The organism is Bacillus sp. MMSF_3328 (genome assembly GCF_030733525.1).
Classification (GTDB): Bacteria; Bacillota; Bacilli; order Bacillales; family Cytobacillaceae; genus Bacillus_AB; species Bacillus_AB infantis.
This window is the reverse complement of record NZ_JASHIV010000013.1, coordinates 22,638-45,284: the sequence shown is the minus strand read 5'-3', so window position 1 is coordinate 45,284 and position 22,647 is coordinate 22,638. Positions and strand designations below refer to the sequence as shown.

Sequence of the window (22,647 nt, the reverse complement as noted above, 5' to 3'; positions counted from 1 at the left end):
ACTCAGTCCTCTTTTTTCATGCTTTTTTTGGCTGCAGCATAGAGATCTTTCTGTTTTTGTTTAATGGCATCTGTTTCCCTTTTAATTCTTTGTTCACGATCACTAAATATAATAGGTCTAGGAATGCTGTTCATAGGTATTACTTTCTTCATTAAATCAGCCCCTTTTCATACATAATTGCCTGTTGAACTGATTCTATACAATTGCCTACAATTTTATTCTCACAGTATATGAAACACAGGAGAAATATGTTATTAAAGAGACCAAAAAGGATTGTTTTTGATTCGTGAAGATAGGTATAATGAAAGTAGATTTTCTTAGTTTTTATATTTTGCAATTCATTCAGAATGAATTCGCGGTGACTAATACAACAGTAAGCCTTTGGGCTGTTTAAGATTCATAGCATATTTGCTGCTATGATGAGATTAAACACGCCTAAAGGCTTTTTTGTATTTGCAAAGAAAATCAAATAAGCCTAGTGGAGGGAACAAAATGAACTCAATTATTGAACCAGTACAAATTGAATTAAATGATGAGTTTATCTATCAAGTCTTTGATGTTCTAGTCGAAGGCGGATCGGATGGAGCAGTTGGTAAAATTCGTTTGTACAACTTGAATACAAAGGATTTAGACACGTATACCATTTGGGAAGGTGATCCTGAAGTAGGATGGTATTATGTATGCATTCCAACTGGGTCCAAGGGAGATTTAGAGGATTATGATGTTGGGGAGACATTTAGTATTAACCCCATCATATTCAATGAAGAAGATGAGACTAAATAAGGAAAAAGGCTTGAGAAAGGGTGTTTTTGTGTTTGAACAATCGCAGAGAAAGAGAGGTTTTTATTGAAGACCGGTCAACATTTTGTGTCCTTCAATTCAAAGTGTAATAGTAAACCACAGCAGCAGGCGATCAACAATTACAAAAAACTGATTTGAGAAACAGAACAGGGCTTAAATGCATCTGTTCATTTTTTGAGAGGAGTAGTAGACGTGAATGAACCCAGAAGCCTGGAAAGAAAACTAATCCGGCATATTCAAAAAAAAGGATTTCTAATAACCGCTAACGGAAGTCTAAATATGGCAGTTTTAATGCCTGGAAAGATAATAATTTCAACTTCCAAAAATGAAGATAAAATCCTTGTGACAAGAAAACAAATACGCAGGGCGATCCGGCTAATGCAAATACATAGGACGCTTGTAAGAAAAGACCTGGAAAAAATATCACCATTTAGTTCAGCCTTATTTGGCATCTTAATTCAAGTTTATGCCGGAAAATCCAAACTGCATAAATTAAAAAATGGATTATTTCGATTGTCCTTGCTTGGTGTGAGATTTTTTGCTGGTGGTCTAGAGCGTGACAAAACCATCTTAGGGGAGTACCAAAAACTCGGAGGCAAATTCTTATTATATAACTATTTTCAGCTTTTACAGTCCTCTTCAAGCTGGCTGCAGCATCTTTATGAAAATGATTTATATTGCATTATCGATAGCGGATCCTATTCCATTTTTCAAGAAAAGCAGAAAAGGAAAAAACGCGCTTTTCCGCAGCTGCAGCTACTTAATGAAGAAACACTAACTGACCAATACATTGAAGGATATGCCTCCTTCATTGAGGCGCACAAAAATAAGAAACGAATATTGGGCTTCTTTCCATTCGATTGTATAGGTGATCCGGTACAAACAAAAATGAACTATGAGAGATTGATTAAATTAACCAATGCAAAAATATACCCAGTATGGCAAATCACTGACAGCTTAGATGAATTGCAGCGGTTAATTGATGAAGAACCTGAAATGATTGGTGTAGGGGGCATCGTTCCTTTTTTAGGAAACCGGTTGGATCAGGTAAAGATTATGCTTAGAAAAGTATTCGATTGTTTCCCCACCGTCAACTTTCACTTATTAGGGGTGGCAAACGAGTTTTTACTAGAGTTCCCATGCTTTTCATCTGACAGCACTACGTTTATCAATGCCAGAAAATCGAAGAAGCAGCGGAAAATTTACTTGGAAGATGGAACTAGAATATGCGCGCCGTCCCATATGAGCACATTAGAAATCATTAAACAAAATCTTTCATATTTAATTAGTTTAGAGAACCTTGAACAGAATAAACAACTTAAGTTAAGTTTGTGAGGAGGAATTACCTTGTACAGACTGATAAAACGTACAGGAATTATATTTTTTTCGATACTATTTATGTCTTTGATAGTTGTTATAGATCCAGGCAAAGTAATGGCCAGATTTATTGAAGTGCCAATATTCCAATTTATTTTAGCTTCATTAATTATTGGCTTAGTATATCCTTATTTAATGCGGAAAACTACAGGAATATAGAGGACTTGATTATGGATAGGTTGGTCCTTCCAGCAGGTACACTTAAAGGGGCTGCAGGCAATCCTAGATTCTAAAAAAGGTATACAATAAAAACAGCGACAATTATTTAATTGCCGCTGTTTTTTGTTCAATCATTGCTCCGTATTTTAATCTGTTAACACATTCTTGAGGGGAAAAGCTAAAAAAACTTATTTGCTTATAACAGCTTCTGTTAATTTTTCTTGTGCTTTTAAGAATAAAAAAGTATTTAGATACTTTTCAGCAATCTCTGGAACATGTGGACCCATCTTCTCAAAAAGAACAAACGCTTCAGCAGGATCTAGATACCATTTAACGCATTTATTCAACATTGGGGATACCTTCTTTTTATAAGGTACTGAGTATTCCGTCCACTCCTCTATATCCTCTTCTTTTGCAGCATACAATCCGGAAGGGGTTAAAGATACTCCAATCCAATTTGTTGTCTCATGCCAGCTAGCAGCTTCATCGATTGCAGGGCCAATCATTATATTTCCATCTCTTGAATAGTCGCCATAAGAGGTAGCTCCTCTGAGCGGTACATTCTGTTTAATCGATTCAGGAAGTATTTCTCTACAAATGCGTGCGTGTATTAGAAGTGTAGGAATAGCGGGCCCTTTAGTAAAGATAACAATGGTATCTGAAATGCTCAATATTTCAGTCGTCGCCCCACGTAATTCCTTAAAATAGCTGGCTTCTCTTTTAAAAAGTTGAATTACTTCTTCATGCACTTTTTTGGCAGTTGTTTCAGTCATGTTAATTAGGTTTTTCAATGTGTAAATAGATTCGTAACTGTCTTTCCATTTCCCCTTCCAACCTAGTACATCTAGGAAAGTTACGGCACCTTTTTCAATGATTGTATTAGTCATCATTTGTACCCCTGAAAAATACCTAGTGGAGAATTTTTCTCACAAATGGATATCCAGCTAGCTAGTTGATTCAAAGCATCTTGAACTTCATTGAAATTTAAACCATCCTCTTTAGCCCTTTCCCATAACCACTCTAGATACTCGCCCAGATCTTTTGGATAATTAACTGAATCATGATCCAAGGCCCTAAATAGTAAAGGATAACCGTTTCTTTCACAATCTCCTTTATACGTAAGTTGTTCCAGATACCAGCCACTCTCTGTTCTTGTAAGTTGATAAACATCTTCATGACCCCATCTTCGTGTAAAAATTCTTATTTTGAACTTTGTACCCAAAGTTTGGTCTTCAGGATCATTATTTGCTTCAGTATCACGAATAAAATCTACCAGATCTTCAGTTGGGTGAACGTGATCGTAAAAACGTGGATCATTTGATTCCATTCTTCTATTTTTAATCATATAACCATGATGCTTTGGCTCATGACCTCTTTCGGCCAATGATAAGTGAAGTTGGTGAGCGGAACTTGCCATTTCTTTATAACAGTCTTCCAATTCTTTTGAAGATAACTTGTTTTCGTGGATATCCTTTTTTATTTTATCTAAATTTTTCGTCATATCATCATACAATTTCTGCTCATTTGGTTCTAACTTAATACCTGGCATATACATCCTCCTTATATATTAATTCTTTTTTTGTAAAATGCAGCAATGTATTAACCCTTATTTTTACAATACCACTCTTATATATAGCGTTTCCATCAAAAAGTAACTCCCTTTGCTGAAAAAATTTATAAATAATACTACTCCATATATTTCTATTAAACCGCGCATTGCTCAATGCAAAATTTCAAGAATTGCTGGTGAATGGCCTTTACTAGCAGCTGTTAAAGGTAAATAATAAAGCATGAAAGAAAGAGGCAAAAGTTATAACAAGCTAGAAAATTAGTTATAAATATATTATAAAATCAAAATTCAGCAGAAATATGATTTAGTAAGGAGTGCTAAGATGTGGAAGGCCAATTGCAAACAATAATTTATAACAAGGTTCTGAACAATATAGCGCTTAATACCGAGCGTTTAAATCGCGCTGAAGGATACTTAAAGCTATACGAGCTGAACCAAGAATTCCTGACAAGCTTTAATAGAGAGAGTACCCAGGATCCTAAATACCAATTTGCTAAAAGAAACTATGAATTTGCTTTAGAAGCTAGCAGCAGCTATCATTCATTGATGCTTAAAGAAGATATTACGAGTAGAGCGGATCTCGAAGAGCAGCGACATGAGTTATTTCAAGAAAGACAAACAATGCAGACATTTGCACTTAGCAAGGTACCTCGCCCGCTTGGTAAATAAGTTTATATAAAGCTTTAATTGAAAAAGAAATGAATTTTTCATATACTTGAGATAGCTTTAAATTCTCTTGATTATTTGCAACCACTTTTGGTTCGCGGTGAAATAAAACTTTAAGCCTTTGGGGCATTTGGTGTACCATAGTTTTTTGCTATGGACGAACAAATCCCCAAAGGCTTTTTTATGTTTTGAGAGAGAAAAGCTATAAGACTTTGGGAAAGGGTGTTTATGTTGAAAAAATCAGCATTAAAAACAGGAGAAAAAATAACAGTTGAGGGATATACAGAAGCAATTGAACTTAAAATGGTTCATTGTTCCGGCTGCAGCAGCGGCTTTGTTCTTTACGATTCGCGAGACCAAGCATTGGAGCGTACATGGGCGCCTGAGAAGAAACAGGCTAAAGCTAAGCTCCGAGCAACACATGGGATATTAATAGGAACACCCTGCAGTTGTGGTAAGGGGAATTATACTCTAGACCATAAGGAATGGGAACATTACCACAAAGCAAAGACCCTGGTTAAATGTGAATGCGGGGATGTGGTAGAATGTCTTCAATTTACTAATACCTGCAGGTGTGGAAGAGATTTTAACTTCAATGGAGAAATCCTTGTACCACGCGAACAATGGGGAGAAGAGACAGGAGAACAATGGTGGGATTGCTTGTAAGTTTATGTACTAAATGAAACTTATACAAGTAATACCAGAGGTAGGAGCGACGAATTTAATTCGTTGCTCTTTTTATTTTTAGGAGGAACTTGGATGCAATTTATTCTTAACCTGGAGTCTGGTCTTTGGCAAACAACTAAGAAAACGGACGCTGCTTGTGTAGCACTGGCCGATCGCCATTATAGTCGGTTAACAGTAGGGGCCAGTCAATTTACCCGTCCTGGAGAGAACCTTGTTTTTCGAACAGCAGATGGTACAGCTCTTTGGGTTACCTGGAGGAGCCGGTTTGAACGCAAGGATGGATACGGCTGGGCTTGGGAGTGTACGATCTTTCGGAATGAATCTGGCTTAACAAGCAGCCTTTTAATCAAAGAGGCCATTCATAAGACGATTGAATTTTGGGGGCCTTTGCCATCTGACGGAATGATCACATATGTCTCTCCCACAAAGGTGAAAAGTGAAAATCCAGGCTACTCCTTTCAGAGAGCCGGCTTTAAAAAGCTAAGTCGTCGATCAACAAAAGGTTTATTCGTATACCGGATTACCCAGGAGAGGTTTGAGAGAGCTAAGTCCACTGATATTCTAGTCGAAGAAATTACTTATTCATTAGAAATATTGGAGGGAGCTTTCCTTACAGAAGATAGCGAATGGTACAGCATCCTTGAAGATATAGCGGGCCGTCTTAAGCAGCTCAACAGGGAAGTACTGGAGTTGAGAAAACTAAAAAATTATGGATACCAGGATTTTTTATTTCGTCTTGAGCATTTTTTTCAGATGTACGGCGAATTGGATCCGGAGCTGAACGATTATTATTGGAGTCTTAAATGGAACTAACTAAGAGGAGTGTATTTAAATGATCATTATTGAATGGAACCTTTGGTCCTGCAAAGAAGAGGCCGAAACATTTATTGAGAAAATGGTTAGTGTAGGGTTGATTTGTACGGTAAACCGAGTGGATGATAGCACCTGGGAAGAGCTTACTGAGCGGTTTAGAAATAATGTAGAAAGAGGGGTGGCATGATCATGTATCAAAAATTAGCTACCGCCTTTAATACACCTGCTCCGCTTGCAGAAGTCTATCCACCTACGCTGCCAAAAAAAGAGGACGATTATTATTTCCAGCTGTTATCCGATTATGGGATTCATTTAAATGAACCACAAAAAGAAGCTGTTAAGGCAGTGGATGGCCCCGTAGCCATTATATCTGGAGCGGGTAGCGGAAAAACAACCGTTCTTACTTGCCGGATTGGCTACATGATCCATAGCAGGGAGATATCACCTTCTAACATCCTATTGGTTACATACACCAAAAAGGCCAGTGTGGAGATGATTGAACGGCTAGCAAGGATCCCTGGATTGAATCGGTCTGCAAGTCGTTCAGTAGTTTCAGGCACCTACCATTCTGTATGCCTAAGAATACTAAGAGCGGAAGGATACAATTTTAGGGTCTTGGGCTCAACCAAAAAGCAGCACTATATCATTAAGTCCATCCTAAAAAAGATGGAGCTGCAGGATTCATATTCTCCTGAGGTTATACTTAATATCATTTCATCCTGGAAGAATGAAATGGTCCGCCCTCAAGATATTTTCGATGAGACTCAAGTTCAAAGCGAGTTAAAGGAAATATATACACAATATGAAGCCATTAAGGAAAATGAGAATCTATATGACTATGATGACCTGATTGTAGAATGCTATTGGTTGTTCCGTTTTAATCTCGATATTTTAAAGAAATACCAAAAGCAATTTCAATATATTCTTTGTGATGAATTTCAAGACAGTTCAAAAATCCAATATGAAATCATTCGCATGTTGGCCGAGCCAAATAACAACCTGTGTTTAGTCGGAGACGACTCACAGTCCATTTATGGCTTTAGGGGCGGAACTCCATCGTTTCTTATTTTCTTTGATATCTACTACCCTAATTGTAGGAAGATTTTAATGGATATAAATTATCGTTCCGGTCAAGGCGTTATTGGTCTTGCTGATTCGATCATTAGCCATAACGAAAAGCAAATTAAGAAAAAAATGCGGGTTGTTAAGGTAGAGAATAATTTCGATGTACAGTTTTCCAAGCCGATTAACAGTGAACAGGAAGCAGATTGGATAGTGGAAGATATTAAAGAAAAGCAAGCTGCCGGCATGGCTCTGCGTGAAATGGCTGTCTTGTATCGTACGCATGCAGTAGGACGGGCAGTGTTTGAGCGATTATTGCTAAGTGACGTTCCATTTGTCACTTTTGGTGGATCGAGTGAAACCATCTATAGTCATTCGGTAATCCGGCCGTTGCTTTCTTTACTAAGAGTGGCTACTAACCTAATGGATTCAGAAGCTATGGTGGATGCTGCCCCTATTCTTTATATCAGCCGCCGCGAGATGGAAGAGATCGTTGAACAGGTTGTTTCAGCTAATAACGGGGAAACCCCAAAGGACCTTTTTATCCAGGTGATTAATAAGATCGCTAATAAAAAGACCGGTTTCCAGCAAAGGCATTTATTAACGAAATTAGAATGCATCAAAGGGCTATCAAAAATGACCGCTCCCCAAGCTATTAGAGATATCCGGAAAGGGACCATCAACTACGAAAGACAATTAGAGCTAGACGAAAGGAAAACTTTGACTTTGCATAAGGAAATGCTGATCGAGCTCCTGGAGGAATGTGAGCAGGCTTCTCGTGGATTTCAATCCATTAAAGCTTTCCTATCCTTTGTCGAGCGTGTTGAAGAAAAGAATGAGGAGATGGAAGAATTACGTAGTCAACCTGACATTGAAGCCGTTCGCTTAATGACTATTCATTCTTCTAAGGGACTGGAGTTCGAGGTCGTGTATGCCATTGGCATGATTGAAAAAATCTTACCTCACTCGATCGCATTGGACACGAATAGAAAAGAAGACACTAATTTGTCTCCTGAGGAAAGTTTAGAAGAGGAGCGCCGCCTTGCATATGTCTGTATAACACGTGTAAAGAAGTGTTTGTATCTATCTGCACCTAAGACGTATAGAGGGGAAAAAGCAAAAGTGTCACGATTTCTGCTTGAAGGACTAGGAATTGAAAAAGGAGGAGAGATATATGTATAAGCTCCTTATCAATTCCACTGACTGGAAGCCATGTCCTGGAGAACTGGAAGAAGATATATTATATGTTGCTAGAACCCTATCTAAATTTGGACGTTCGCGGGTTGATGTATACCATTTTCTTGGTACAGAAGGGACAAAAAGTTGTTCTTTTATGAAAGGGCAGTATCAGGAGGAAATCAAAGATGACCAAGCAACCGCTACTAAAAGGCGAACAAGCATTTGTCATATATTCAAAAATATGCTAGTATCTTTTCGAGAGTATATAAATAATTAACAGGAGCACCCTGGTTAAGCCACTGTATTCAGTGGTTTAACTGGGGTGTTTTTTTGGAGGTATTTGATGAACTTATTTCAAGAAGTTGAGATTAAAAGAAAAGAGCTTTTTCTACTCAGCAAAGATAAAATGCTAACGGATCCGTTAGTCATCAAAGCATCCCAAGAACTCGACGAAATTATTGCTATGTGCCAGATGATGAATAAAGATATCTATACAAAAGATAGACGATCCAGTTAGAGGTGAACAAATGTGGTACCTAACTTCAAACTATAACAAACAAGAAAATATAGGAGAATTTGAATTAAAGGTGATTGGGGAAAGTTTTGCAGAATATCTAAATAGAAAGATTAAGCTATTCCCTATATATCTTAATTTGAATTGTACCCAATTCTACTTTCGCTGCCAGTATCAAATTGAACCATATGAGGATTATGAATCGATAAGTGTTCGTTTGGTGATTAATGATATACTAAGAATTCCATTTACAAAGCGTTTGTTGTTTGATACAAGAAATTCCAGTTATGTGAAGCAAATCGAACAAACATTATTGTCATGGATAGAGGAAGAATATGAAATTTATCAAAGGGAATGGAGAAGAGCTGCTGATTCATTAATTTAATACGCTTTCTAAACCAAGATTAATCTGGTTTATTTTTAAGTAATCACACCCTGAAGTATAGCTTTTATCCAGTATGCGCTACTGTGAAGATTAAAGATTTAATAAAAAAGCGTATTAGGTACAATACGCTTTTTGAAGAAAAATTTAATGATAAGTAGAATATTTAAGGTATTTCAAACTGTGATACTCCACAATCATGTTATTTTTATTAAAGGCCCAGTAATCCATTAGATTAAATGCTAAACTGGTTGGAAAATATAAATTAGCTGTATAGTAAGGGATTCCTTTGTTTACTGCTCCAGTCACACCCACATAATTTATCTTGTCATCATGCATATCATAAATACTATTTAACCATTCATTATCTATAAACAAATTTTTTACGTCTGTATTATAAGTGCCATTAATATTTGCATTCCACTGAGTAGATCCCATCTGAGCTTTAGACACCGGTAATGCATTAAATGTGTAAACACCACTAATCTTATCCTTTTTGATGGGACCACGATTTGTAAAAGGTTCGATATTAACTAGCGATCTGGCAGAACGGACATCTAGATAAGTTTTGGATGCTAACCACCCGCCTAAAGAGTGGCCTGTAAAATACCACTTGTAGCCTTGATATGTTGGATTTTGTAGATAGAGCCAGTTAAGGAATAGATGAGCATGATAACTCTGTGCAGGCGGATTTTCATTTAAGGATACCAATGCGTTCTTCACATCTGAATGATCGTCTTCTTCATTTTGAGTTCCTGCAAATGCAATATAAACCTTTCCTTCAGGTGAACCTACGGCAGGTTTTTTAACAACAGCTAAGGCCTTAAATCCGCTTGGCTCAAGATTATTAACAGGCTTACCCATTGGATGCTTAGGATTAGAATTAACATCTACAGAAGCGATGACCTCATATTTATCATCTCTACCCCCACCATGATACTTGTTGATATATGCTGCGATTTCCGCATCGGTATCTTTACCAACTCTATGGCCCAGTACCAGCGTTCGTGCAACCAGGGGCAAAGTAAATCTTTTTATTGATTCAGTCCTGACTCTAGGGACTTTTTTTATATTCTGAATTCCTATAAGATTTTGCTGATACGTATGATAAGGAGGAAAAACAAAGTGAAGCAAAATTGGGACTTAGAAGAACTTATTGAACATTTTACCGTTATTCCAGAAGAAATGCGTTTACTCGGAAACAGATATGGAGGAACACGACTGGGGTTTGCCGTTCTACTAAAGTTCTTTCAATATCAGGGACGTTTTCCAAAAGGGAAACAGGAAATAAGTAAAGATGTTATTCAATACATTGCCAAGCAAGTAGATGTACCTGCGGATTTATTTCAAGCGTACGATTGGGACGGAAGGTCAATTAAATATCATCGTGCTCAAATTCGCGATTACATGGGATTTAGGGACAGCACCCTTACTGATATGGAACAAGTAAAATCCTGGCTTCAGGCTAACATCTTACCGCAGGAGCTACAAATAGACAGAGTAAGAAAACATGTACTACATCACCTAAGAAAACAACAAATTGTTCCCCCAGCTCATGACCATTTAGAGCGAAACATCAAGTCAGCCATTTATCAGTATGAGGACCGGATTTCTCAATCCATTTACTCTAAACTTTCTGATCACTCTCAATCTAAGTTAGATACGTTTATACGTACTTGGTCCCATACAGAACAGATAGAAAAAGATCAAACCATTCTTAGTTTCCGAGAGCTTGTATCTGATCCTGGAAGAATCGGGTTAGACAGTTTATTTCAAGAGATAGAAAAACTACGAACAGTACGAGATATACAGCTTCCACCAAATTTATTCTACGGTGTTTCACCCAAGATGATCCGAACGTACAGACAGCGAGCTGTTTCTGAAGATATTAGAGAGTTGCGCAGGCATCCTGATCCGATCCGTTATACTTTGTTGGCAGCTTTCTTTTGGTGTAGAGGTAGAGAAATTACGGATAACTTAGTTGAGCTCATTATCCAAATTGTTCATCGAATCGGTGCTCGGGCGGAACGAAAAGTAGAAAAAGAATTTTTACGGGATTTTCGTAAAGTAAGTGGGAAGACAAACGTATTGTTCCGCATGGCTGAAAAGGCAGTGGAACAACCAGACGGTATTGTGCGAGATGTTTTATTTCCTGTCGTAGGCGAAGATAAATTAAAAGATATTGTGAAGGAAATGAAACATACAGGTCCCTCCTATAAACAAAAAGTACATACTGTTATGAGATCCTCCTACGGTACTCATTACAGAAGAATGGTTCCAGCTTTACTTGATATTCTAGAATTTCAATCCAATAATGATGTGCATCGACCTGTGATAGATGCAATTGATTTACTTACACAATATAAGCTTACCAATCAGTATACATATAATGAAACAGATTATATCCCAATTGAAGGAATCGTTAAGCCAGGTTGGATTGATACGGTCATTGATAAAGAAACAAACCGTGTAAACCGAATGAATTATGAAATCTGTGTACTCCAAGCTCTGCGAGATCGATTACGTTGTAAAGAAGTATGGGTAGTCGGAGCTGATCGGTATAGAAACCCAGAGGAAGATTTACCAAAAGATTTTGAACAAAATAGAGAAAAACATTATGAAGCGCTTTGTAAGCCCCTTGAAGTACAAACACTTATTCACGAACTGAAACAGAGTATGAATACGGCTCTCGAGAAATTAAATAGAAGTGTTAAAAATAACTCCAAGGTACGTATATTGAGTAAGGGAAATGGCTGGATTTCTGTGTCACCTTTACAGGCACAGGCTGAACCGGTTAACCTAAATCTCGTAAAGGCAGAGGTCATGAAGCGTTGGCCCATGACCAATCTTTTGGATATTTTAAAAGAGGTAGATTTACGTGTACATCTGACAGATGTGTTCCAAACGCTAGGTAATCGTGAGATCCTTGATAAGGAAACACTGCAACGAAGACTTATTCTTTGCTTATATGGATTGGGAACAAACACAGGATTAAAGCGAATTGCGGCTGGTGAACATGGGGGAAGTTACAAGGACTTACTCTATGTACGGCGGAAATTCATCCATAAAGAGAACCTACGGCAAGCCATTTCAAAGGTAACCAATGCCATTCTAGATGCTCGTGTAACAGAAGTATGGGGTGAAGGAACAACTGCATGTGCGTCTGATAGTAAAAAGTTTGGGGCTTGGGATCAGAACTTGTTGACTGAATGGCATATTCGATATAGGGGACGTGGAGTAATGATTTATTGGCACGTGGAAAAGAACTCTACATGTATTTATTCGCAACTAAAATCCTGTTCTTCATCAGAAGTAGCTTCTATGATCGAAGGGTTACTTCGTCATTGCACAAATATGGAAGTAGAAAAAAACTACGTGGATACACACGGTCAAAGTGAAGTTGCCTTCGCTTTTTGTCATTTGCTTGGATTCCAACTAATGCCGAGATTTAAAGCCATTCATGCTCAAAAACTGTATCGTCCAGATGTAGGCATGCAAGACTCATATCCAAACTTACAGCCTGTTTTAACAAGAGCGATTAAATGGAGTTTAATTGAACAACAGTATGATCAAATGATTAAATATGCAACTGCTTTACGATTGGGTACAGCTGAAACAGAGGCGATTCTCAAGCGTTTCACTCGTAATAGTGGGCATCCAACGTATCGGGCACTCAGCGAATTAGGAAAAGTGTTAAAAACGATCTTCCTTTGTGAGTATTTATCATCAGAAGAAGTCCGAAGAGAAATCCATGAAGGGTTAAATGTCGTTGAAAACTGGAACTCAGCCAATAGCTTTATTTTTTACGGAAAAGGAGGAGAAATTCAAACAAACCGAATGGAAGATCAAGAAGTCGCTGTACTTGCTCTCCATCTTCTTCAAAACTGTTTGGTGTTAATTAATACACTGATGATTCAAGAGGTACTTTTGGAACAAAATAAATCTCTTCTTCAAAAGTTAACTCCTGAGGATTTTAGAGCCTTAACACCATTAATCTATGCCCATGTAAACCCGTATGGGACATTTAAGCTAAACATGCAAGAACGTCTGCCAATTGAAAGATCTTCCTAAGAATTACGATATATCTTTTCTTTTTAAAGAGAAACTTACCGTCATGGGGTCCGGAAACGATTTAAAGAATAAGGGGTCACTATGAAAAACATCACCAAAAATCAAAAATTAGATGTTAAATGACCATAAATTGTGACAATTTGAACCCCCTTAGCGATTAAGGGGGTGATAACTAGAAATGTATAGAGTATTTATTATAACTAAATTATTAATTTAGATAGGCATGTTTAAACTTGACACCAAGTAAATATATATACTATGCGTGGTTATCTTATGGAGGTGTATGTATGCATAAATGTCATTGCTGCCAAGGCGCAGGATGTTGTCGTTATTGTGGTGGTGCTGGTATGTGCTGTTGTTGTAGTGGGAGAGGATGTCCTCATTGTCAGGGAAGTGGATGTTGTCCGTGTTGTCATGGTGGCAAAAGATGTGGTTGTTGTGGTGGATCAGGTGTTCAACCAATATAAAGCTTACTAATTCTATTAAAACGGGAGCTTGTTATCCTAAGCTCTCGTTTCTTATGTTTGTAGTGTTAGAAATCTAGTGAGTGTTAATTAGCGGTATAGTATAATACCATTGGACACATCAATCATTTTTACATAAGGGGGAAAAGGGTTGAGAAAAATAATATTTTCTTTAGCATTTTTAGTAGTGATGGCATTTAGTGGTTCTGTTTATGCAGCACAATCGGAAGAGATGGATTGTTGTCAATCAAAAAAAGAATGTATGGAAATGTGTGAGGAAATGAACTGTCAAATGGATTGTTGTGAAATGACAAAAAATGGAAAAATGAAAATGAAAGATTGTAAGAAAATGATGAAAAAATCAAATATAGATTGCTGTTAATTTAGTATAAAAGGATCTTCCAGTCGAAACAACCCATTGATTTTACTACATTTTAAACAGGGCACACTCAGAATAAACAAAAAAAATAAAAAGACCCTAATTTGGATTAGGGTCTCAGGCTGTCGACAAAGTCGGCAGCCATTTTCTTTATCTTGATAATGTTCAATATGTGGTATGTGATTCAAGTTTTTTTATGAGTAAATAGGGAAAAGTTACAAAGAATAAAAACATCACTAATGAAAATGGAGATGAATGATATGGCAGATACAAATCAAATGCCTCGGGAAGAGGGCATAGATCATAGCTTAAGCCTTATGAGAGAAGGATACATGTACATTTTGAACAGACGTAAAAGTTTTAATTCTGATATATTTGAGACACGATTGCTAGGAAAGAAAGCGATTTGCATGGTAGGAAAGGAAGCTGCGAAAGTTTTTTATGACACTGAAAAATTCAAAAGGAAAGATGCAGCACCGAACCGGGCGGTTCAAACATTGTTTGGGAAGAATGGTGTGCAGGCATTGGATGGACAAGATCACAAACATCGGAAAGAAATGTTTATGTCCATCATGTCTCCTAAAGGACTTCAAAACTTAACAAACATTACAAAAATACAGTGGAAGACAGCACTAAATAAATGGGGACAGATGGATGAAGTTATTCTTTATGAAGAAGTAAAAGAAATCCTATGCAGAACAGCCTGCCAGTGGGCAGGTGTCCCGTTGGAAGAAGACGATGTTAAGGAATTGACAAAAGACTTGGCGGCGATGTTCGAGTCTCCGGCTGCCGTTGGTCCAAATCATTGGCTAGCGAGAAATGCAAGAAATAAAGTAGAAAATTGGATTGGTGAGTTAGTTGATAAGGTGCGTAATGAGGAAATAAATCCTCCAGAAGATACAGCTTTACATATATTTGCCTGGCATCGCGATTTAGAAGGGAATCTTTTGGATACCGAGACTGCTGCTGTGGAAGTGATCAATATCTTGAGACCTATTGTGGCGATCGCTATATTCATCAATTTCACTGCGCTGGCATTGTATCATTATCCGGAAGAAAGGGAGAAACTTGAATCCCGTGATGAAAAATATGCTCAGATGTTTGTACAGGAAGTTCGCCGTTTTTATCCGTTTTTTCCGTTTGTCGTAGCATTGGTAAAAAAAGATTTCACCTGGAACGGCTATAAATTTGAAGAAGGCACATTAACTTTACTGGATCTTTATGGCACAAATCATGACCCTGAAATTTGGGAAAACCCAGATTTGTTCAGTCCTGATCGGTTTGCTAAATGGGAAGGAAGCCCATTTGGCTTCATTCCGCAGGGTGGTGGTGATTACTTTATGGGTCATCGCTGTGCTGGAGAGTGGGTCACCATTGAAGTCATGAAAGTAAGTCTTGATTATCTGGCCAAGCGTATGGAATATGAAATTCCTAACCAGGATTTAAGTTACAGCATGGTGAGCATGCCAAGTATTCCCCATAGCAAAGTAGTGATAAAGAATGTTAAACGAAAGTTATAATTACACTAAATTTTCGTAGATAATTAGCTTATTAAGTACGCCTTTTGCCGAACAAGATAAATGACAAAAGTTGATTTCTTAATCACAGAAGTCTGTTTTATAAGGAAGACACCTTAATTAATGGAGAGTCAGCCGCAAAGCCTATTTTTCTCTAATAAAGAGATAAATTGGGCTTTTTATATTGAAAAACTCTTCAAGTTTTAAAACTGGCACCCTGACAATATTTCTAGTGTATCCAACATAAAAAGGAAATTAAATTTAGTTATAAGAATAATTAATTACTGCAAACTAAAGAAAACCTGCTTTTTATGCAAATTATATTCAAACGTATATTTGACTATTTGTTTTTGTTCACATATAATAATATTCAAATGAATATTTGATTGATATGAGGTGAAAAATTTGCAATATGATGCATGTGAAGTTACGTGTATAGATGAAGAAAAAGTCAAAAGAGGTAAAAATGAACTACTCCAACAAAATCCTATGGATGTAGCCAAAGTTTTTAAAGCTTTATCGGATGATACTAGGATTAAGATTGCGTATACTCTTTCTTTGGAAGATGAATTGTGTGTATGTGATGTAGCAAATATTGTTGGTGCTACAACTGCCACAACATCTCATCATTTGAGGTTACTTAAAAATCTTGGATTAGCTAAATATCGAAAAGAAGGTAAGTTAGTTTACTATTCATTAGATGATGATCATGTAAAGCAACTAATACAGGTTGCATTTGCACATCAGAAGGAGGTTGTAAAAATTGTCTGAAGCAAAAGCATTAGAGGCTGAAAAAAATGTTTATCGCGTTCAGGGGTTTACATGCGCAAATTGTGCAGGGAAGTTTGAAAAAAATGTTAAAAAACTTCCAGGAGTTCAAGATGCAAAAGTGAATTTTGGTGCATCTAAGATATCCGTTTACGGTGATACAACGATTGAAGAACTAGAAAAAGCTGGTGCATTTGAGAACCTTAAAGTGGCTCCTGAAAAACCAAGGCGGGAAGCTAAACAAGAGGTTAAAGAGGATAAAAATGTTTACCGTGTTGAAGGATTTACATGTGCAAACTGTGCTGGGAAATTTGAGAATAACGTAAAACAGCTTCCAGGAGTTCAGGATGCAAAAGTAAATTTTGGTGCATCTAAGATATCTGTTTACGGTGATGCAACAATTGAAGAACTAGAAAAAGCCGGTGCATTCGAAAATCTTAAAGTGACTCCTGAAAAATCGGCTCGCCAAGTTTCACAAGAGGTAAAAGAAGATACGAAAGAAGAAAAAGTGCCGTTTTATAAAAAGCATAGTACTCTACTTTATGCTTCCTTATTGATTGCTTTTGGTTACCTTTCCTCGTCTGTGAACGGAGAAGAGAACATTGTTACTACCTTATTGTTTTTAGCATCCATGATTATTGGAGGGTTGTCACTTTTTAAAGTCGGTTTGAAAAATTTACTACGCTTTGAATTTGACATGAAAACCCTTATGACAGTAGCTGTTATAGGTGGTGCTATTATTGGAGAATGGGCAGAAGTTGCCATTGTTGTTATTCTCTTTGCAATCAGTGAAGCACTTGAGCGATTCTCTATGGACAGAGCAAGACAATCGATTCGTTCATTAATGGATATCGCTCCTAAAGAGGCACTCGTTAGACGTAATGGGCAAGAAATAATGATTCATGTCGATGATATTGCTGTTGGGGATATTATGATTGTCAAACCTGGTCAAAAGATTGCGATGGATGGTGTAGTCGTAAGTGGCTACTCTGCAGTCAACCAAGCAGCTATTACCGGTGAATCAGTCCCTGTTGAGAAAACAGTTGATGATGAAGTATTTGCAGGTACATTAAATGAAGAAGGATTACTTGAAGTAAAAATAACGAAACTTGTAGAAGATACAACGATTTCTAAAATTATTCATCTTGTAGAGGAAGCACAAGGAGAACGGGCTCCTTCGCAAGCATTTGTCGATAAATTTGCAAAATATTACACACCGATCATTATGATCATTGCAGCATTAGTTGCTATCGTCCCTCCTATATTCTTTGATGGTAGTTGGGAAACATGGGTTTATCAAGGATTAGCTGTTCTTGTTGTTGGTTGTCCTTGTGCGTTGGTCATATCGACTCCGATTTCTATCGTTTCAGCGATTGGGAATGCCGCAAAAAAAGGTGTCCTTGTAAAAGGCGGAGTGTATTTAGAAGAAATGGGTGCCTTAAAGGCTATTGCATTTGATAAAACAGGTACATTAACAAAAGGTGTCCCAGCTGTAACTGATTTTAATGTGTTGAACAAACAGATAAATGAAAAAGAATTACTATCCATCATTACTGCATTAGAGTATCGTTCTCAGCATCCACTTGCATCTGCGATTATGAAAAAAGCAGAAGAGGAGAACATTTCTTATTCTGACGTACAGGTAGAGGACTTCTCTTCTATTACAGGTAAGGGTATCAAAGGTATTGTAAACGGGACTACTTATTACATTGGAAGTCCGAAACTCTTTAAAGAATTAGCAATTTCTAATTTCGATAAAGACTTAGAACAAAATGTTACTACACTTCAAAATCAAGGTAAGACAGCCATGATTATTGGAACCGAAAAAGAAATACTTGCAGTTATTGCAGTTGCTGATGAAGTTCGTGAATCAAGTAAGGAAATTATTCAAAAGTTACATCAACTTGGAATCAAAAAAACAATTATGCTTACAGGTGATAACAAAGGTACTGCTAATGCTATCGGAGGGCAGGTTGGAGTATCTGATATTGAGGCAGAATTAATGCCACAGGACAAATTAGACTTTATTAAACAGTTAAGATCCGAGTATGGCAATGTAGCTATGGTAGGAGATGGTGTCAATGATGCACCTGCATTGGCGGCCTCAACAGTTGGTATTGCAATGGGTGGAGCTGGTACAGACACAGCCCTGGAAACGGCAGACGTGGCTCTTATGGGAGACGATTTAAGAAAACTTCCATTCACTGTAAAACTTAGCCGAAAAACTCTAAATATAATCAAAGCTAACATTACTTTTGCAATTGCTATTAAATTTATTGCCTTACTATTGGTTATCCCAGGTTGGTTAACGCTCTGGATTGCTATCCTTTCTGATATGGGTGCAACCCTTCTGGTAGCACTAAATGGTTTGCGACTAATGAGAGTGAAAGAATAAAGGGAAAAGGGCTAAAAAGGGCTTTCCAGACAGATTGGAAAGCCCTTTTCTAAAAATGATCTCATTAATAGTATAACTTCTAAATATCCAGCCTAATTAAAAATGGAAAGATTGGGTATAAGTAAAACAGCAGCTTTTATATTACATATTGGTATCCACATGGGACAAAAACGCTTTCATCCTTAATTTAAAATAATTCTTTTCATTCTTTATAAAATCGAAGGAGGAAACTGAAATGACTGTTGAAGGAAAAAATGATGTAGATCTGTTAGTTATAGGCGCAGGATCAGGAGGTTATGTAGCTGCCATACGTGCTGCTCAGTTAGGGAAAAAAGTGGTTTTGGTGGATAAAGCAGAACTAGGAGGGGTTTGCCTTAACCGTGGTTGTATACCTTCAAAGGCTCTTATTAGTGCTTCTGAACGAGTAAAACACATAAAACATGCCAACTCAATGGGAATAAAGGTTTCTGGTGAAGTTGAAGTAGAGATGCCAGAAGTAGTGAAGTGGAAGGACGGTATAGTAAATAAACTAACGAATGGAGTTCGGACTTTACTGAAAGGCAATGGAGTGGAAGTCATTAGTGGGGAAGCTTATCTTACTGAACCCTATGTTGCCAAAATCAAAATTGGTAACGAAGAAAAATTCTTTTCATACAAAGACTTAATCCTTGCGATAGGATCATTACCTACTGAGTTAAAAAGTATGCCATTTGATAGAAAAAGAATTATCTCTTCAACTGAGGCATTGATGCTTCAAGAAGTACCAAAACATTTAGTTGTAGTAGGTGGTGGTTATATCGGTTTGGAATTGGGTACTGCTTATGCTAAATTCGGAGCTAAAGTGACCATCCTTGAAGGATCAGATACAATTCTTCCAGGTACGGACCCTATGCTTACAAATGTAGTAAAACGTCATTTAAAGGAACTTGGAATCACAGTTATAACGAATGCTTTAGTCCAAGGTGGAGAAAATACAGGCGATGAAGTAAATGTTCAAGTTCAGGTTAATGGGAAGGAAGAGATAATTAAAGGGGATTATTGCTTAGTTTCCATTGGAAGAAAACCGAACACAGGAAAAGTTGGATTGGAAAATATCGGGGTTGAATTAGATCAACGCGGTTTTATTAAGATAAATAATACATGTCAAACAAATGTTGAACATGTATATGCGATCGGGGACTGTGCTGGTGGTTACCTCCTTGCTCATAAAGCTAGTTATGAAGGTAAGATAGCTGCAGAGGTAATAAGTGGGCTAAAAAGTGTAATTGATTTTCAGGCAATGCCTTTTGTTATTTTTAGCGATCCTGAAGTAGCCTATACAGGTTTAACGGAGAAGGAAGCAAAGGAAGAAGGATATGAAACGGTCTCTAGCCGTTTTCCATTCCAAGCTAACGGCAGAGCTTTATCTGTTTCGGATGCCGAGGGTTTTGTACAAGTTGTGGCGGATAAAGAATCTAATCGGGTTTTAGGTGTACAAATGGTAGGGCCAGAAGTATCATCTCTTATTGCTGAAGCAGTTTTTGCAATTGAGTCAGGGGCAACGGCAGAAGATCTCAGCCTTACAATTCATGCACACCCAACTTTACCTGAACCACTCATGGAAGCAGCTGAAGGCGTTATGGGACATGCTATTCATATGCTGAATAAAAAATAATTCGAACAGTTAGAGCATATTTAATTTAACTAGGCCTGCACAATCATACGTGCAGGTCGAATTATTTATTTTGGAGTGACGATTAATGGAAATCATTAATGTTGGATGTATTAAAGAATGGATTGAAGTGTGAATGTCTTACTTGGTCGGAATGTTTCACAAAGGTTCATTCAAATGGCACTTGTTGTTAAAACGTGATAGAAGAATGAAGGTATTTTGAAAAAGATAAAAGCTTACTTAACTGAGAAACAATTCGAAAAGATAGTATTAATAAAGGATGATTTTAAAAGTGAATATTACTAGAGAAAAGTTAGAAAATCAACAAATTTGGATCTATGGTATATCGCTTCTGTTTGGAGGGATTCTAGGTATCTCAAACGAGGATTTAGGAAAAGGCTTAGATTGGGCTATTTCGCCACTCATAGCCATTCTCATGTATGGAATGTTTGCACAAATTCCATTCTTAAAACTACGTGAGGCAATTTCAAATCTCAGATTCATGGCGGCATTACTAATTGGAAATTTTATAGCTGTGCCTATAATTGTTTGGATATTAACAATGATATTTCCACAATCTCCACCAATTTTATTAGGCGTTTGTTTGGTTTTACTTACGCCATGTATTGACTACGTAATAGTCTTTACTCAACTTGGAAAGGGAAATGAGAAATTAATGTTAGCTTCCACGCCTATTTTGTTTGTAGTACAAATGATATTACTTCCATTGTATTTATGGCTATTTATAGGTGAAGAAATGGGAGGAGTTGTTCATATAGAGCCATTCCTAGAAGCTTTTTTATTACTAATAGTTACGCCTTTAATATTAGCGATCATTACTCAATTGTGGGCTAAAAAGACAGCACTAGGTGAGAAGGTATTAGATATTACAACGTGGTTCCCCGTACCATTTATGGCTTTAGTATTAATTGTGGTAGTGACTTCCCAAATTGGTAAGGTATACAGTGATTTCGAAATTATTGTGCGTGTGATTCCGATATATATTTTGTTTTTAATCATTACACCATTTATATCGCGTTTTATCGCATTTGTGTTCAAATTAGATATAGGTGCAGGAAGAGCATTAATCTTTAGTACTGGAACAAGGAACTCCCTTGTAGTTCTTCCTTTAGCATTAGCTTTACCCGATTCTTGGGCAACGTTAGCTGCAGCTGTGATTGTTACACAGACCATTGTGGAGTTGATCGGAGAATTATTCTATATCAAGGCTATACCTAAATTGATACTGAAAGATCATACTGATTACAAAGAGGGACTTTAAGTAATATTAATGTTTGATTGAGAGAGGGAAATGAATATATCAATAGTTTCTTCTTTTACTAAACCAGTTAATAGAAGCTTTAGTGATCTACAACAATCATGCGCGATTGTAGAGCAACATAGGTAGAAAATGATCAAACTTTTTTATAAAAACCAAACTTAAATCTGCTGGATAAGAATCCATTTTGATCAAACTTTTTTCAAAAATGGATTCTTTTTATTTATCGTAAAATATGGGTTTGCGAGGTATTTTTGATCAAACTTTATTTCAAAGCAACACTTAAACAAGATACTTCCACAAACGGACGCTTTAATGAAGCAACGAAAAAAGCCTAATTTCTCAATTTATTGGGACATTGGGCTTTTTATATTTACTTATAGTGCAAAATCGCGTTTAAAAAACGTGCAATTTATCTCTTAAAGTCACAGTTAATCGATAAAATATAAATAATACTATTCTTGACCCTATACCATGGTACAGGGTTTATACTTTATATGAGGTGAGATAAATGCAATTTCGTATTGGAGAACTGGCTGAAAAGTGTAGCGTTAACAAGGAGACCATACGATATTATGAACGTTTAGGATTAGTTCCAGAGCCTGATCGTACCGAAAAAGGGTACCGAATGTATTCAGAACCAACCGTCGATCGGTTGAATTTTATCAAACGGATGCAGGAACTGGGATTTACCTTAAACGAAATTGATAAATTGCTAGGGGTCGTCGATCGCGACGAAACCAAATGCCGTGATATGTATGATTTCACTGTTCTTAAGATAGAGGACATCCAGCGTAAAATTGAAGATCTTAAGAGAATTGAACGAATACTGGTGGATCTTAAAGAAAGATGTCCCGAAAACAAAGATATTTACGAATGCCCTATTATTGAAACACTGATGAAGAAATAAGAG

23 protein-coding genes are annotated in these 22,647 nt (G+C 37.0%); 19 read left to right on the top strand and 4 right to left on the bottom strand.

Annotation, left to right across the window (positions count from 1 at the left end; all coding sequences use genetic code 11):
* Window positions 1-2 precede the first annotated feature (2 nt).
* Window positions 3-152, bottom strand: a complete 150-nt coding sequence (locus RBB45_RS18475) for a hypothetical protein (protein ID WP_009790745.1) — start codon at window positions 150-152, stop codon at window positions 3-5.
* Window positions 153-492: 340 nt separating this feature from the next.
* On the opposite strand from RBB45_RS18475, the gene RBB45_RS18470 reads away from it, so the two are divergent.
* Window positions 493-783 carry a hypothetical protein gene (locus RBB45_RS18470; protein ID WP_306010098.1) on the top strand — a complete coding sequence of 97 codons (291 nt, stop codon included), beginning with the start codon at window positions 493-495 and terminating at the stop codon, window positions 781-783.
* Window positions 784-993: 210 nt separating this feature from the next.
* Window positions 994-2,136, top strand: a complete 1,143-nt coding sequence (locus RBB45_RS18465) for a hypothetical protein (protein WP_306010097.1) — start codon at window positions 994-996, stop codon at window positions 2,134-2,136.
* Between the two features lie 389 nt (window positions 2,137-2,525).
* Here the strand turns inward: RBB45_RS18465 and RBB45_RS18460 are convergent, their stop codons facing one another.
* Both RBB45_RS18460 and RBB45_RS18455 read right to left on the bottom strand, forming a co-directional pair.
* Window positions 2,526-3,227 carry a hypothetical protein gene (locus RBB45_RS18460; RefSeq protein ID WP_306010096.1) on the bottom strand — a complete coding sequence of 234 codons (702 nt, stop codon included), beginning with the start codon at window positions 3,225-3,227 and terminating at the stop codon, window positions 2,526-2,528.
* Window positions 3,224-3,886, bottom strand: coding sequence for a hypothetical protein (locus RBB45_RS18455; protein ID WP_306010095.1), 663 nt, complete (start codon window positions 3,884-3,886; stop codon window positions 3,224-3,226). The genes RBB45_RS18460 and RBB45_RS18455 overlap by 4 nt, the downstream gene beginning before the upstream one ends.
* A gap of 345 nt (window positions 3,887-4,231) precedes the next feature.
* Between RBB45_RS18455 and RBB45_RS18450 the strand changes: the two genes are divergently transcribed.
* From RBB45_RS18450 to RBB45_RS18415, 8 genes are all read left to right on the top strand, one after another.
* The gene (locus RBB45_RS18450; RefSeq protein ID WP_306010094.1) at window positions 4,232-4,576 is read left to right on the top strand and encodes a hypothetical protein; all 345 of its coding nucleotides are present in this window, start codon (window positions 4,232-4,234) and stop codon (window positions 4,574-4,576) included.
* Between the two features lie 225 nt (window positions 4,577-4,801).
* Entirely contained in the window at window positions 4,802-5,239 is a 438-nt protein-coding gene (locus RBB45_RS18445) for a hypothetical protein (RefSeq protein ID WP_306010093.1), read from the top strand.
* A gap of 93 nt (window positions 5,240-5,332) precedes the next feature.
* Window positions 5,333-6,073 carry a hypothetical protein gene (locus RBB45_RS18440; protein ID WP_306010092.1) on the top strand — a complete coding sequence of 247 codons (741 nt, stop codon included), beginning with the start codon at window positions 5,333-5,335 and terminating at the stop codon, window positions 6,071-6,073.
* A 19-nt stretch (window positions 6,074-6,092) separates the two neighbouring features.
* Entirely contained in the window at window positions 6,093-6,260 is a 168-nt protein-coding gene (locus RBB45_RS18435) for a hypothetical protein (protein WP_306010091.1), read from the top strand.
* 2 nt (window positions 6,261-6,262) lie between these two features.
* Window positions 6,263-8,317: an ATP-dependent helicase gene (locus tag RBB45_RS18430; RefSeq protein ID WP_306010090.1), complete on the top strand. Its 2,055-nt coding sequence runs from the start codon at window positions 6,263-6,265 to the stop codon at window positions 8,315-8,317.
* Window positions 8,310-8,591 carry a hypothetical protein gene (locus RBB45_RS18425; protein WP_306010089.1) on the top strand — a complete coding sequence of 94 codons (282 nt, stop codon included), beginning with the start codon at window positions 8,310-8,312 and terminating at the stop codon, window positions 8,589-8,591. Before RBB45_RS18430 ends, RBB45_RS18425 begins: the two co-directional genes overlap by 8 nt.
* Window positions 8,592-8,657: 66 nt before the next feature.
* Entirely contained in the window at window positions 8,658-8,831 is a 174-nt protein-coding gene (locus RBB45_RS18420; RefSeq protein ID WP_306010088.1) for an aspartyl-phosphate phosphatase Spo0E family protein, read from the top strand.
* 10 nt (window positions 8,832-8,841) lie between these two features.
* Window positions 8,842-9,213 (top strand): hypothetical protein, encoded by a 372-nt coding sequence (locus RBB45_RS18415; protein WP_306010087.1) that lies wholly within the window; start codon window positions 8,842-8,844, stop codon window positions 9,211-9,213.
* 144 nt (window positions 9,214-9,357) lie between these two features.
* On the opposite strand, the gene RBB45_RS18410 is transcribed toward RBB45_RS18415, so the two are convergent.
* Window positions 9,358-10,233, bottom strand: a complete 876-nt coding sequence (locus RBB45_RS18410) for a Tle-like phospholipase domain-containing protein (protein WP_306010086.1) — start codon at window positions 10,231-10,233, stop codon at window positions 9,358-9,360.
* Window positions 10,234-10,314: 81 nt separating this feature from the next.
* On the opposite strand from RBB45_RS18410, the gene RBB45_RS18405 reads away from it, so the two are divergent.
* From RBB45_RS18405 to merR1, 9 genes are all read left to right on the top strand, one after another.
* Complete coding sequence (locus RBB45_RS18405; RefSeq protein ID WP_285844056.1) at window positions 10,315-13,281, top strand: Tn3 family transposase; 2,967 nt, start codon at window positions 10,315-10,317, stop codon at window positions 13,279-13,281.
* Between the two features lie 273 nt (window positions 13,282-13,554).
* Window positions 13,555-13,758 (top strand): hypothetical protein, encoded by a 204-nt coding sequence (locus tag RBB45_RS18400; protein WP_047943203.1) that lies wholly within the window; start codon window positions 13,555-13,557, stop codon window positions 13,756-13,758.
* A gap of 138 nt (window positions 13,759-13,896) precedes the next feature.
* The gene (locus tag RBB45_RS18395) at window positions 13,897-14,127 is read left to right on the top strand and encodes a hypothetical protein (protein WP_047943204.1); all 231 of its coding nucleotides are present in this window, start codon (window positions 13,897-13,899) and stop codon (window positions 14,125-14,127) included.
* Between the two features lie 257 nt (window positions 14,128-14,384).
* Window positions 14,385-15,644, top strand: coding sequence for a CYP152 family fatty-acid peroxygenase CypC (cypC, locus tag RBB45_RS18390; RefSeq protein ID WP_047943205.1), 1,260 nt, complete (start codon window positions 14,385-14,387; stop codon window positions 15,642-15,644).
* Between the two features lie 402 nt (window positions 15,645-16,046).
* Entirely contained in the window at window positions 16,047-16,412 is a 366-nt protein-coding gene (locus RBB45_RS18385) for an ArsR/SmtB family transcription factor (RefSeq protein WP_047943206.1), read from the top strand.
* Window positions 16,405-18,804 (top strand): heavy metal translocating P-type ATPase, encoded by a 2,400-nt coding sequence (locus RBB45_RS18380; RefSeq protein ID WP_047943207.1) that lies wholly within the window; start codon window positions 16,405-16,407, stop codon window positions 18,802-18,804. Before RBB45_RS18385 ends, RBB45_RS18380 begins: the two co-directional genes overlap by 8 nt.
* Before the next feature lie 235 nt (window positions 18,805-19,039).
* Window positions 19,040-20,458, top strand: coding sequence for a dihydrolipoyl dehydrogenase (gene lpdA / locus RBB45_RS18375; RefSeq protein WP_306010085.1), 1,419 nt, complete (start codon window positions 19,040-19,042; stop codon window positions 20,456-20,458).
* 289 nt (window positions 20,459-20,747) lie between these two features.
* Window positions 20,748-21,737: an arsenic resistance protein gene (locus RBB45_RS18370; RefSeq protein ID WP_082138368.1), complete on the top strand. Its 990-nt coding sequence runs from the start codon at window positions 20,748-20,750 to the stop codon at window positions 21,735-21,737.
* Between the two features lie 508 nt (window positions 21,738-22,245).
* The gene (gene merR1, locus RBB45_RS18365; protein ID WP_047943210.1) at window positions 22,246-22,644 is read left to right on the top strand and encodes a mercury resistance transcriptional regulator MerR1; all 399 of its coding nucleotides are present in this window, start codon (window positions 22,246-22,248) and stop codon (window positions 22,642-22,644) included.
* The last annotated feature ends 3 nt before the right edge of the window (window positions 22,645-22,647 follow it).